Below are 11,529 nucleotides of genomic sequence, written 5' to 3'. Positions count from 1 at the left end.
GATGCCGCGCTTGCTGAGGCGGTAGACGCTCACCTCGTTCGAGGTCCTGTTACTGATGAGGTTGTCTACGCTGTCCAGGGTCGATTCCCGGGAGCCGTCGACTCTGTGGAGCGCTGGATTCGCGTTGCAGCAGCGGCATGCGACTGGGGTAAGGTCGAGCGTTTCGCGAACTTGGGCGCGAAGTTGCATGCTCCCGGTCTCAGCCGGGTCATAATGGATCTGCTTGAGACGAACCATGCTGGCCTCAATCAGGAGGACCTTGTCGATATCCTCGGCGAGTTAATGGCGGCCGATGCGGCGGGTGTGATATTCCGAGTCGTCAAACGTTCCCTTGAATCTGATGCTCCCGCCTACTGGTTATGCCAGAAGGCGATACTTGCTCTGAGTGAGCTGGATTCCGATGAGGCGCGTCGATATCTGGCAGAGATGACGACTGATTCGTGGCCAGGTTTGATTCGTTGGCATGCTGCAGTGGCGCTATGCATCGAAGATGAACTTGGTTTTGATGAGGACTCAATGATGGCGTAAGTGATCCGATGTGCGAATCGTGAGCTAAGGGTGCCGGAATTGAGAACCTATCCTCGCGATTTGTAAGAGTCGGGCACTACGTCTACTTGAATAAATCACGAATCACGATGCAGTAAGAAGCTCCGCCAGGGCCTGCCCTGGCGGAGCTTCAGCATGGGACAGGAGGATTTCGACCATGTCTGGGCCATGACCGTTGGTGTAGAAGAGCGTCGAAGGGTGGTAGTTGCCGGACGAACAGTTTCGTGCCGGGTACCACGGTCCTGATGGCCGACGGTGGCTACCGGGCGATCGAGGACGTCGAGGTCGGTGACGAGGTTGTTGCCACGGATCCGGAGTTGGGTGTCACCGAGGCGCGTCCGGTGGTGGATCTGATCGTCGGTGACGGCGAGAAGCAGCTGGTCGAGGTCACTGTCGACACCGATGGGGATGCGGGGTCGGCGACGGGTGCGGTGATCGCGACGGGTGGTCACCCGTTGTGGGAAGATGACCGGGGTCGGTCCGCCGATGTCGAAGGCCTGAGCGGTCAGCCGGGCCGCTTATGATCCCCTATGACGGTGTGGAGCCAGTCGGACACTGGCGTACTGGTTGAGCTATGCGATGGCGGCGATGTCGCCGTCGTCGAAGTAGATCGCTTGGTGGAGGCGTCCGCCGAGGGCGGCGGCGTAGCGGGCGACGATGTCTTGGCCGGAGATCTTGCCTTGTTCGATCTGGGAGACGCGGCCTTTGGTGACCCCCATGCGGTCGGCGACCTGCTGTTGGGTCAGGCTGCGGGCGCGGCGTATCTCGGCGAGGCGGTGTCCGACCACGGTGGCGAGTAGTTCTTGCCTGCCTTCTTCGACGGCCTGCTCGCCGCCGGCACGCTCGACGTGAGCAGCGCGGATGTCGCGCCAGCGTACGTAGCTGCTCATGGCTGTCGGCCCTTCTCCTCGGCGCGTTCCTTCAGGTAGATCTCAAGGCGAACAGAATGCGTACGGTGCCGGGGCGCAGCTCCTTGAGGTTGGCGATCGACGATCCGTGGATCGTGTCGACCAGCGGCCGGCCCAGCCCAGGGCCGGCGTCGGCGAGCAGGTCGATGGTGTGCACGACACGGGCGTGGGTGAGTGGATCGAGGCTGTCGATCCACTCCTGTACCTCGTTGACGAGGTAGATCTCCCACTCGCCCGTAGCCATTTTCGAAGTATAGCGGATGCTATACAAGGCGCAATCAGGTGCTCGGGTGGGGGCGCGAGATCGCCCACAGCAGGACGGAGGCGGCGACGAAGAAGAACGCCATCGACGCGGCCATGGGCAGCAGGGTGTCGTACCCGAGGAGACCGGTAAGCGGCGTGACCAGCGCGCCCACCAGGAAGCTGAGCCCGCCCTGCAGGGCGGCGGCGGTGCCGGCGGAGCGCCGGCCGGCCTCCTGGGCGAGGGCGGTGGTGGCCGGCATGGTGAAGCCCATGCCGCCGACGACGACACAGAGCAGAGCCCACGGCACGGCCAGCGGCACCCGGGCCGGGTCGACCAGGGCGGCGGCGAGCAGCCCCAGCGCGGCCAGGGTGGAGGCGGTCACCCCGACGGTACGCAGCCGCAGCGCGCCGACCCGGAACACCAGCATCCGGAAGAGCAGCCCGGCGCCGGCCATCGCGGCGGCGTTGGTGGCGAAGATGATCGTGTACCTCGACGGACTGACCGCGAAGGCCGACTGGAAGACGAACGACGACCCGCCGATGTAGACGAAGAAGCCGCCGACGGCCAGGCCGACCAGGGCGACGTGCCGCATGAACGACCAGTCTCCGGCCAGGTCGGCCAGGCGTGCGCCGGTCTGGCGCAGGCCGGCGGGTTGGCGGCGGTGCGCCGGTAGTGTCTCGGCGATGCCGAGGAAGACCGCGACGAACATCGCCACGCCGAGCCCGGCCAGCGCGGCGAAGACCGTACGCCAGGTGCCGTGGGCGAGGATCAACCCGCCGACGGCCGGGGCGACGACCGGGCCGAGGAAGGTGACCGAGGTGATCAGGCCGAAGGTGGCGGCGGCCCGGTCACCCCGGTGGGTGTCGGTGACCGTGGCTCGGCCCAGCGCCACCCCGCCGCCGGCCACGATGCCCTGCGCCAGGCGGGCCGCCACCAGGACCGGGCCGTTCGGGGCGACGGCACAGACCACCGACGCGACGGCGAACAGGGCGCAGCCGACCAGCAGCATCCGCCGACGTCCCCAGGCGTCGCTGAGCGGGCCGAGGAGGAGTTGCCCGACGGCCAACCCGACGATGAACGCGGTCAGGGTGAGCTGGGCGACGGCCGCGCTTGTCGGCAGGGAACGTTGCAGCTCCGGCAGGGCGGCGATGTAGGCGTCGGTGGCGAACGGGCCGACCCCGAGCAGGAGAATCAGGGCCACCAGCGACGGGGCCCGCGCGGGTGCGGCCGGGTGGGCCTTGCCGAGTGTGCCGTCGGTCTGCTGCGCCGCGGTCACCGGGGATCCTCCTTGACCAGCCGGGGGACCAGCCGTACGTAGGCCACCATGCCCACCACCTCCACCAGGGTCTGGGTCACCACGACCACCGCGGCGAGCGCCAGCTGCTCGGGCAGGGCCAGCGCCAGCGGGAGCACCACCAGGGAGTTGCGGGTCGCACCGCTGAAGACCACCGCCCGCCGCGCCGCCACGTCCAGCCGGAACACCCGGGCCACGCCCAGCCCGGCCACCGCCATCACCACCAGGAACAGCAGGTAGAACGGCACCACGGCGACCACCTCGGCGAAGCCCTCGCCCACCTTCGGCACCTGGGAGGCGACCACCACGAACAGCGTCGCGGCCATCAGCGGGACCATCGTGGCCCCGAACGCCCCGGTCACCACCATCCCGGCCCGGCGTCGTCCCGCCCAGGCCTGCGTCGTCCAGGCCAGCGCCAGCGGGATCACGATCAACACCAGGAAGGCCCGGACGAACGGCCCGGCTTCGACCGCGTCGGCCAGCTCCCCACCGAGAAACACCAGCAGGTACGCCGGCAGCAGCAGCATCTGCGCGATCAGCAGCAGCGGCGTGGCCGCCAACAGGCGTTCACTGCTGCCACCGGCCAGCCGGCTGAACACGATCACGTAGTCGACGCACGGGGTGAGCAGGACCAGCAGCACCCCCATCCGGACCGCCTGGTCGGCGGGGAGCGCCACGAACATCGCCGCCACCACCAGCGGCACCACCAGGAAGTTGACCACCAGCGTCGCCGCCACGAACCGCCCGTCCCGCAGCGAGGCCAGCAGCCGCCTCGCCGGGACCTGCAGGAACGTGACGTACAGCAGGGTGCCCAGGACCGGGTTGATCAGGTGTTCCAGTGCGGGGCCGGCGCCCGGGGCCAGCCAGCCCACCACCGCCCCCGCGACGATCGCGCCCAGGTAGACCACGACCTGGTGCCGCTCCATCCCGGCGACAACGTTCCGTCCGGAGAGCCCGCCCTTCCCGCCGACCACGCCCCGTCCGGAGGTCAGCATGCATCCATCACAGACTCCCTGGCAGGTCGTGCGGCGCGGTACCCCGGCACGATACCCTCCGACGTCGCCACCCCACGTCGAGCCGACCTCGGCGGGGGAACGGGGTCAGCGGCGGAACCTGCCGGCCGGGGTCGGGTAGCTCCGGCGTCCGGGATCGTGCTCGCCCAGAGGGTCGATCAACCGCGGCTCCAGGCCGCGCCGGAAACCGCGCTGAACGTCGGCACGCCCTCGGCACAGACACCCGCGAAGGCCGTTGACGGCCGGCCGCACGAGTAAACCCCCTGACCGAATGTTGCCTGGTCAGGGGGTTCTTCGTGCTGGTCGATCCTGGTGCCCCCGGCAGGATTCGAACCTGCGCCCCCGCCTCCGGAGGGCGGTGCTCTATCCCCTGAGCTACGGGGGCTCAGCGACTGGAGAAGACTAGCAAAGGTCCTCCCCGATCGCCGAATCGGTATCCGGTGTCGGGCTCAGGCGGCGAGCGGTCGGCCGCAGCTGGGTAGCGGGTGCAGCGCGATCCGACGGGGCAGCCGGCGAGGCCACTCGTTGCGGGGCCAGGAGCCGTCGATGATCAGGTGTACCGGCCGCTCCTGCGCGCCGCTGAGCCGCAATACGAAGTCGCGGGGGAGTGGCGGGTCGACCGACGGGGTGGTGATCATGAAACGCACCCGACCCCGGGACGACACCGCGGAGATCATGTCCGCCGCCGGCATGGTGCCGCGCAGGCGTACCCGGCCGATCCAGTAGACCTCGGCGAGGTGGTCCTGGGCGGCCCGGGTGATGGCCGGGTACTCCAGGCGTACCCAGTGCTCGACCGCGCCGACGCAGAGCCCGCAGGCCCGCTCGCGCGGCTCGCGTGGCCCCAAACCCCAGGCCCGCAGGTACGCCCCGACCGCGCCGTTCTCCAACGCCAGGCCGAACCGGCGCTGGATCAGGGCGCCCAGGCTCTGCCGGGTCCAGAGTTCCTCGTCCAGCCCGAACTCGTCGGGGTGGACCCCCCGCAGCACGTCGATGAGTTCGAGTTCCTGTTCGCGGCTGAGCGTTCCCGGCTCGCCCTGCCGATGTCCGCGACGGACGGCTGCCACCGTCCCGTCACCGCCGATGGTGTGCCGTCGGCACCAACTGGTCACCGACCGCCGCGCGTCTCTGAGTGCAACCCCCACGTCCTGCGCAACGAGCCCGAATCACTCCTGGTCACGATATGTGGGTAGAAAAACCCCCAACCGGCACAATCGAGCAAAACGCCCATAACCCACCCATGCTGCCTGACCGGCCCAGCGGGACCGGGCGGCCGTCCTCAACGTGGTCATGCCGTGAAAGATCTTGGAAAGAATCGGCCCCTCCGGGCGGAGTCAATACTTGGTTGCATCGATTCGGGCCACCCCACCCTGCTGTCGCGGTGGTGGGCGGGGTCAGGACTTCAGCCGCTCCAGCGCGTTGCGGAGATTGGTCAGGTCGGTCTGCTGGGTGTTCTTCATGGTCTGGGCGGTCCGGACCACGTCCGGCTCGTCGCTGCGCTCCAGCAGCCCGTCGATCATGTGGATGCCACCCATGTGGTGGGTGATCATCAGCTCCAGGAAGAGCACGTCCAGCTCCCGGCCCTGGGCGGTCTCCAGTCGGGCCATGTCCTGGGTGCTGGCCATCCCGGGCATCAGCCCCTCGTTGACCATCTCGGCCCCGTCCATCCAGGCCATCCGGGGCTGTGAGCCGGCCGGGTCCAGGTCCCACGAGCGCAGCCAGGTCTGCATGGTGCCCATCTCGCCCTGCTGGGCAAGCGCGATGTCCACCCCGATCTGGCGAACCTCGGAGTCGGTGCCGCGCTGGTAGGCGATCAGCCCCATGGCCACCGCCTGGGCGTGGTGGGTGGTCATGTCCCGGGCGAAACCCGCCTCGGCTGAGTTGTCGCCGGGGCGGGTCAGCCCGGGGGTGAGCAGGCCGCCGGCGTACCCGAGGAGCAGGCCGACCACGACGGCGGCGGCGAGCACCGCGGTGCCGAACCGGCGGGGCGTTGATCGGCCCCCGTCGGCGGCGGCCGGCGTCTCGACCTCGTCGCGGTCGGCGGTCACGGGTACGGTCATCGGCTCTTCTCCCTGGTCAGCCCTGCGTCTGCGGCATCTGCGAACCGTCGCGCGGGGTGGTCCCGGTGGCGGTGATGCCCTGCGAGCAGAGCGCGTTCGGGCCCTCGATCGAGGCGTTCACCCGCAGCGTCTTGACGAACTCGTCGATCCGGCTGTCGTCGGCGTTGTCCACCTTGAGCTGGTAGCCCCAGGCCTGCAACGAGATCGGCTTGTCCTGGCCCTGGAACGGGCTGAGCATCATCTTCTCGTTGCCGCGCACCTTCTCGGCGAGCGCCGTCACCTGGTCGGCCGGCAGGTCCGGGCGGTAGGTGATCCACACCGCGCCGTGCTCCAGGCTGTGCACCGCGTGCTCGCTGGCGATCGGAGCGTCGTAGACGTCGCCCATGCAGTTCTGCCAGCTGTCGTTGTGCGGCCCGGCCACCGGCGGGGACTGGGCGTACTGAACCGAGCCGGGTTGGTGGTTGCTGCCCTTGACCAGCTCCGGGTCGGTCTTGCGGAAGTTCGTGATGCCCTCGATACCGTCGGCCCGGTCCTCCCACGGCTTGGAGCCCTGGAAGGACGCCCAAGCGCCGTACCCGATGATGGCGGTGGCCAGGACCCCGACGGCGACGAAGAGCGCGATCGGGCCCCAGGCGCGGCCCTGGCTGACCTTGACCGGAGTGATCTTGCGGCCCTTGCCGCCACCGGCGCGGTTGCCCGGCCTGCCGGCACCGGCCTTGCCCCCGGTCTTGGCGTTGGCCCCGGTCTTGGCGCTGGCCGTGGGCTTGTCACCGGCGGCGGGCCGGCCAGCCGCCGGCTTCTTGCCGGTGCTGACCACGGACGGACGGCGCTGGTTGCCGCCCGGGGTACTGATGCTCATCGGGCCTCGTCAGGTCGGTCGGTCAGGGGAGCGGGCGGGTCGGGTCGGGTACGGGGTCGCCGCCGCGGGGACCGAGTCTACCCCCGATAACATGGTTCGGTGACTCCTGCTGAACTAGCCGAGGCCGTACTCTCCGCTGCCCACGCCGTCTTCGCCGAGCGGGGGCTGGACCGCGCCGCACTGCCCGGGCGGACCGCCGTGGAGCGACCCCGCAATCCCGAGCACGGTGACTACGCCTCGACGTTGGCCCTTCAGCTGAGCAAGAAGGTGGGCGTCCCGCCCCGGGAGCTGGCCACCGCCCTGGCCGAGCAGCTCGGCCGGACATCCGGCGTCAAATCGGTGGAGATCGCCGGTCCGGGCTTCCTGAACATCCGCCTCGACGCCGCCGCCGCCGGCCAGCTGGCCCGCGCGATCGTCGAGGCCGGCCCGGCGTACGGCGAGAGCGCCGTGCTCGCCGGCCAGAAGATCAACCTGGAGTTCGTCTCGGCCAACCCGACCGGCCCGGTGCACATCGGCGGGGTCCGCTGGGCGGCCGTCGGTGACGCGTTGAGCCGGCTGCTGCGGGCCACCGGTGCCGAGGTGGGCACCGAGTACTACTTCAACGACGCCGGTTCCCAGATCGACCGGTTCGCCCGGTCCCTGCTGGCTGCGGCCAGGGGCGAGCCGGCCCCCGAGGACGGGTACGGCGGGGCGTACATCGCCGAGATCGCCGAGCAGGTCCGGGCGAAGCGGCCCGAGGTGGGCACCCTGGACCCGGCCGCCGCCCAGGAGGTCTTCCGGGCCGAGGGCGTCGCGCTGATGTTCGAGGAGATCAAGGCGTCGCTGCGCTCCTTCGGGGTGGAGTTCGACACCTACTTCAACGAGAAGGACCTGCACGACCGGGGTGAGCTTGAGCACGCCCTGACCCGGCTGCGTGAGCAGGGCCACCTCTTCGAGGCCGACGGGGCCACCTGGCTGCGGACCACCGACTTCGGCGACGACAAGGACCGGGTGCTGCGCAAGTCCAACGGCGAGTGGACCTACTTCGCCGCCGACTGCGCCTACTACCTGGACAAGCGGGAGCGCGGCTTCGACCGGGTCGTGATCATGCTGGGCGCCGACCACCACGGCTACCTCGGCCGGATGAAGGCGATGGCGGCCTGCTTCGGCGACGACCCGGCGGTCAACCTGGAGATCCTCATCGGCCAGCTGGTCAACCTGGTCCGCGACGGTGAGCCGGTGCGGATGAGCAAGCGCGCCGGCACCGTGGTCAGCCTGGAGGACCTGGTCGACGCGATCGGGGTGGACGCCTCCCGGTACGTGCTGGCCCGCTACTCCAGCGACTCCCCGATCGACATCGACGTCGAGCTGTGGACCCGGGCCACCCGCGACAACCCGGTCTACTACGTGCAGTACGTCGCGGCCCGGACCGCCAGCGTCGGGCGCAACGCCGCCGAGGTGGGGCTGACCCGGGGTGACGCCGACGCGTTCCGCCCCGAGCTGCTCGACCACGACAAGGAGAACGAGCTGCTCAAGGCGCTCGCCGAGTTCCCGGCGGTGGTGGCCGCCGCCGCCGACCTGCGCGAGCCGCACCGGGTGGCCCGCTACCTGGAGGAGCTGGCCGGGGCGTACCACCGGTTCTACGACAACTGCCGGATCCTGCCGCGCGGTGACGAGGAGGTCACCGACCTGCACCGGGCCCGGCTCTGGCTCAACGACGCCACCCGTACGGTGATCGCCAACGGGCTGCGCCTGCTCGGCGTCTCCGCCCCGGAACGGATGTGAGCGCGGTGGACACCACGGGAGGGCGGGACTGATGCGGGCACACGAGGCCGGCGCGCTGCACGGTGACCTCGGCAACTCGGGGCCGCCGTGGCTGCGTACCCCGGGCGACGTCAACGACCTGGTGGCGCGACTGTGGCCGGGCAACGTGGCGCGGGCCGCCGACGGCGCGCTCGCCGTCGCGGGCCTGGGCGTCCGGGAGATCGCCGCCGAGTTCGGCACCCCGGTGTACGTGCTGGACGAGGACGACCTGCGCAGCCGCTGCCGGGACTTCCGGGCTGCCTTCCCGACCGAGGACGTCTACTACGCGGGCAAGGCGTTCCTCTGCCGGGCGGTGGTCCGGATGATCGCCGAGGAGGGCCTCTTCCTCGACGTCTGCACCGGCGGTGAGCTGGCCACCGCGCTGGCCGCCGGGATGCCGGCCGAGCGGATCGGCTTCCACGGCAACAACAAGTCGGTGGCCGAGCTGACCCGGGCGCTGGACGCCGGGGTGGGCCGGATCATCCTCGACTCGTTCACCGAGATCGACCGGCTCAGCGCGCTGGCCCGGGAGCGGGACGTGCGGCCCAAGGTGCTGATCCGGGTCACCGTCGGGGTGGAGGCGCACACCCACGAGTTCATCGCCACCGCCCACGAGGACCAGAAGTTCGGCTTCTCCCTGGCCGGCGGGGCGGCGATCGCGGCGGCGCTGCGCATTCTCGACGAGGACGTGCTGGAGCTGCGCGGTCTGCACTCGCACATCGGCTCGCAGATCTTCGACACCAGCGGGTTCGAGGTCTCCGCCCGGCGGGTGCTCGCCCTGCAGGCCCAGATCCGCGACGCCCGTGGGGTGGAGCTGCCCGAGCTGGACCTCGGTGGCGGCTTCGGCATCGCGTACACCACCCAGGACGACCCGTCGACCCCGGCCGACCTGGCCAAACGGCTCCGCAAGATCGTCGACGGGGAGTGCGCGGCGGAACGGCTCGCGGTGCCGCACCTGTCCATCGAGCCGGGCCGGGCCATCGTCGGGCCGGCCGTGTTCACCCTCTACGAGGTGGGCACGGTCAAGGACGTCGACGGGATCCGGACCTACGTCAGCGTGGACGGGGGGATGAGCGACAACATCCGGACCGCGCTCTACGACGCCTCGTACTCGGCGACCCTGGCCTCCCGGGCCTCCACCGCCCCGCCGCTGCTGGCCCGCGTGGTGGGAAAGCATTGTGAGTCCGGGGACATCGTGGTGAAGGATGAATTCCTGCCCGCCGACGTACAGCCCGGAGATCTTGTCGCGGTGCCCGGCACCGGTGCCTACTGCCGGAGCATGGCCAGCAACTACAACCATGTTCCCCGCCCGCCGGTGGTCGCGGTCCGCGACGGCCGGGCCCGGCTGATCGTCCGGCGGGAGACCGAAGAAGACCTGCTCGCATTGGATGTGGGATGACGTCACCTGTGCGCCTGGCCCTGCTCGGCTGTGGCACCGTCGGCAGCGAGGTGGTCCGCCTGCTGCACGCCCAGTCGGCCGACCTCGCGGCGCGGATCGGCGCCCCCCTGGAGATCGCCGGCATCGCCGTACGCCGCTTCGGCCGGGACCGGGGCGACCTGCCGGTCGACCCGGCCCTGTTCACCACCGACCCGCTCAGCCTGATCAAGTCCGACGACGTGGACGTCGTGGTCGAGATGGTGGGCGGGATCGAGCCGGCGCGGACCTGGCTGGTGGAGGCGCTGCGGGCCGGCAAGAGCGTGGTCACCGCCAACAAGGCCCTGCTGGCCGAGGACGGCGGGGCGTTGCACGACGCCGCCGCCGAGGGCGGTGCCGACCTCTACTACGAGGCCTCCGTGGCCGGCGCGATCCCGCTGCTGCGGCCGCTGCGTGAGTCGCTGCACGGGGACCGGATCAACCGGGTCACCGGCATCGTCAACGGCACCACCAACTTCATCCTCTCCGCGATGGACGCCACCGGCGCCGGGTTCGCCGAGGCCCTGGAGGAGGCGACCGAGCTCGGGTACGCCGAGGCCGACCCGACCGCCGACGTGGAGGGTTTCGACGCGGCGGCCAAGGCGGCCATCCTGGCCTCGTTGGCCTTCCACACCCGGGTCGGCGCGGCCGACGTGCACCGGGAGGGCATCACCGAGGTGACCGCCTCGGACATGGCCAGCGCCAAGGCGATGGGCTGCACCATCAAGCTGCTCTGCATCGCCGCCCGGGGCGTCGACCCGCAGGGCGGCGAGACGGTGAGCGTCCGGGTGCACCCGGCGATGATCCCGCTGAGCCACCCGCTGGCCAGCGTCGGTGACGCGTTCAACGCGGTCTTCGTCGAGGCCGAGGCGGCCGGCCAGTTGATGTTCTACGGCCGGGGCGCCGGTGGGGCGCCGACGGCCAGCGCCGTCCTCGGCGACGTGGTCGCGGTCGCCCGCAACCGGCTCGCCGGGGCCCGCGCGGCCAGCGAGTCGGCGTACGCCGACCTGTCGGTCCGGCCGATGGGCGAGGCGCTCACCCGCTACCACATCAGCCTCGACGTGGCCGACCGGCCGGGCGTGCTGGCCGCGGTGGCCGGCGTCTTCGCCCGGCACGACGTGTCGATCGCGACCGTGCGGCAGGGCTCGGCGGAGGCCGGCAGCGGCCGGGGTGAGGACGCCGACCTGGTCATCGTCACGCACGTGGCACCGGACGCGGCGCTCGCCGCGACCGTGGGTGAGCTGCGTGGTCTGGACACCGTCCGCTCGGTCACCAGCGTGCTGCGGGTCGAGGGCGCGGTGTGACGCGTCCGGGCCGGCGCGCCGGGTGCCGTCGGGCAGCCAGCGCGCCGGCGCGGACCAGTGGGGGAGCACCGGACGTGCTCCGGTGGTACGGGCGGGACGTCCCGCCAG

General features: G+C 70.7%; 11 protein-coding genes, 1 tRNA gene and 1 pseudogene. 5 read left to right on the top strand and 8 right to left on the bottom strand.

Translation table 11 applies throughout. The features are described from left to right. Positions 1-105 precede the first annotated feature (105 nt). Both ACN28G_RS20610 and ACN28G_RS20605 read left to right on the top strand, forming a co-directional pair. Positions 106-528, top strand: coding sequence for a hypothetical protein (locus ACN28G_RS20610; RefSeq protein WP_421480150.1), 423 nt, complete (start codon positions 106-108; stop codon positions 526-528). 263 nt (positions 529-791) lie between these two features. Then, positions 792-1,070, top strand: coding sequence for a hypothetical protein (locus ACN28G_RS20605; protein WP_421480149.1), 279 nt, complete (start codon positions 792-794; stop codon positions 1,068-1,070). Between the two features lie 48 nt (positions 1,071-1,118). On the opposite strand, the gene ACN28G_RS20600 is transcribed toward ACN28G_RS20605, so the two are convergent. The 8 genes and pseudogenes from ACN28G_RS20600 to ACN28G_RS20565 form a co-directional block, all read right to left on the bottom strand. Continuing rightward, positions 1,119-1,436, bottom strand: coding sequence for a helix-turn-helix domain-containing protein (locus tag ACN28G_RS20600; protein ID WP_421480148.1), 318 nt, complete (start codon positions 1,434-1,436; stop codon positions 1,119-1,121). 46 nt (positions 1,437-1,482) lie between these two features. Further along, positions 1,483-1,698: pseudogene (locus ACN28G_RS20595) on the bottom strand (type II toxin-antitoxin system RelE/ParE family toxin); the annotation flags it as partial. A gap of 34 nt (positions 1,699-1,732) precedes the next feature. Then, a complete protein-coding gene (locus ACN28G_RS20590; protein WP_091443061.1) occupies positions 1,733-2,974 on the bottom strand; it encodes a multidrug effflux MFS transporter in 1,242 nt (413 codons plus the stop codon). After that, positions 2,971-3,987 carry an arsenic resistance protein gene (locus ACN28G_RS20585; protein ID WP_421480147.1) on the bottom strand — a complete coding sequence of 339 codons (1,017 nt, stop codon included), beginning with the start codon at positions 3,985-3,987 and terminating at the stop codon, positions 2,971-2,973. The genes ACN28G_RS20590 and ACN28G_RS20585 overlap by 4 nt, the downstream gene beginning before the upstream one ends. 328 nt (positions 3,988-4,315) lie before the next feature. Continuing rightward, positions 4,316-4,390 (bottom strand) — tRNA-Arg (locus ACN28G_RS20580). Between the two features lie 64 nt (positions 4,391-4,454). After that, the gene (locus tag ACN28G_RS20575; RefSeq protein WP_091443059.1) at positions 4,455-5,147 is read right to left on the bottom strand and encodes a winged helix-turn-helix domain-containing protein; all 693 of its coding nucleotides are present in this window, start codon (positions 5,145-5,147) and stop codon (positions 4,455-4,457) included. 249 nt (positions 5,148-5,396) lie between these two features. Then, positions 5,397-6,062 carry a DUF305 domain-containing protein gene (locus tag ACN28G_RS20570; protein ID WP_091443056.1) on the bottom strand — a complete coding sequence of 222 codons (666 nt, stop codon included), beginning with the start codon at positions 6,060-6,062 and terminating at the stop codon, positions 5,397-5,399. A 16-nt stretch (positions 6,063-6,078) separates the two neighbouring features. Continuing rightward, positions 6,079-6,921: a DUF3105 domain-containing protein gene (locus ACN28G_RS20565; RefSeq protein ID WP_091443052.1), complete on the bottom strand. Its 843-nt coding sequence runs from the start codon at positions 6,919-6,921 to the stop codon at positions 6,079-6,081. 99 nt (positions 6,922-7,020) lie between these two features. On the opposite strand from ACN28G_RS20565, the gene argS reads away from it, so the two are divergent. The 3 genes from argS to ACN28G_RS20550 are packed head-to-tail and all read left to right on the top strand — an operon-like array spanning position 7,021 to position 11,421. After that, the gene (gene argS, locus ACN28G_RS20560; RefSeq protein ID WP_091443048.1) at positions 7,021-8,685 is read left to right on the top strand and encodes an arginine--tRNA ligase; all 1,665 of its coding nucleotides are present in this window, start codon (positions 7,021-7,023) and stop codon (positions 8,683-8,685) included. Positions 8,686-8,716: 31 nt separating this feature from the next. Beyond that, on the top strand, positions 8,717-10,102 hold the full coding sequence (gene lysA / locus ACN28G_RS20555; protein ID WP_421480146.1) for a diaminopimelate decarboxylase: 1,386 nt from the start codon (positions 8,717-8,719) through the stop codon (positions 10,100-10,102). A gap of 8 nt (positions 10,103-10,110) precedes the next feature. Further along, entirely contained in the window at positions 10,111-11,421 is a 1,311-nt protein-coding gene (locus ACN28G_RS20550; protein WP_421480949.1) for a homoserine dehydrogenase, read from the top strand. Positions 11,422-11,529: the final 108 nt, after the last annotated feature.

Origin of the sequence: Micromonospora sp. WMMA1923, from assembly GCF_049179195.1 — a bacterium.
Lineage (GTDB): Bacteria > Actinomycetota > Actinomycetes > Mycobacteriales > Micromonosporaceae > Micromonospora > Micromonospora yangpuensis.
This window is presented reverse-complemented; position numbering and strand designations above follow the sequence as displayed.

Bases quoted from the DNA above. Each gene is read 5' to 3' on its own strand.
- ACN28G_RS20605 (WP_421480149.1), top strand. From the start codon at position 792: ATGGCCGACGGTGGCTACCGGGCGATCGAGGACGTCGAGGTCGGTGAC.
- ACN28G_RS20600 (WP_421480148.1), bottom strand. From the start codon at position 1,436: ATGAGCAGCTACGTACGCTGGCGCGACATCCGCGCTGCTCACGTCGAG.
- ACN28G_RS20585 (WP_421480147.1), bottom strand. From the start codon at position 3,987: ATGCTGACCTCCGGACGGGGCGTGGTCGGCGGGAAGGGCGGGCTCTCC.
- ACN28G_RS20570 (WP_091443056.1), bottom strand. From the start codon at position 6,062: ATGACCGTACCCGTGACCGCCGACCGCGACGAGGTCGAGACGCCGGCC.
- ACN28G_RS20565 (WP_091443052.1), bottom strand. From the start codon at position 6,921: ATGAGCATCAGTACCCCGGGCGGCAACCAGCGCCGTCCGTCCGTGGTC.
- lysA (WP_421480146.1), top strand. From the start codon at position 8,717: ATGCGGGCACACGAGGCCGGCGCGCTGCACGGTGACCTCGGCAACTCG.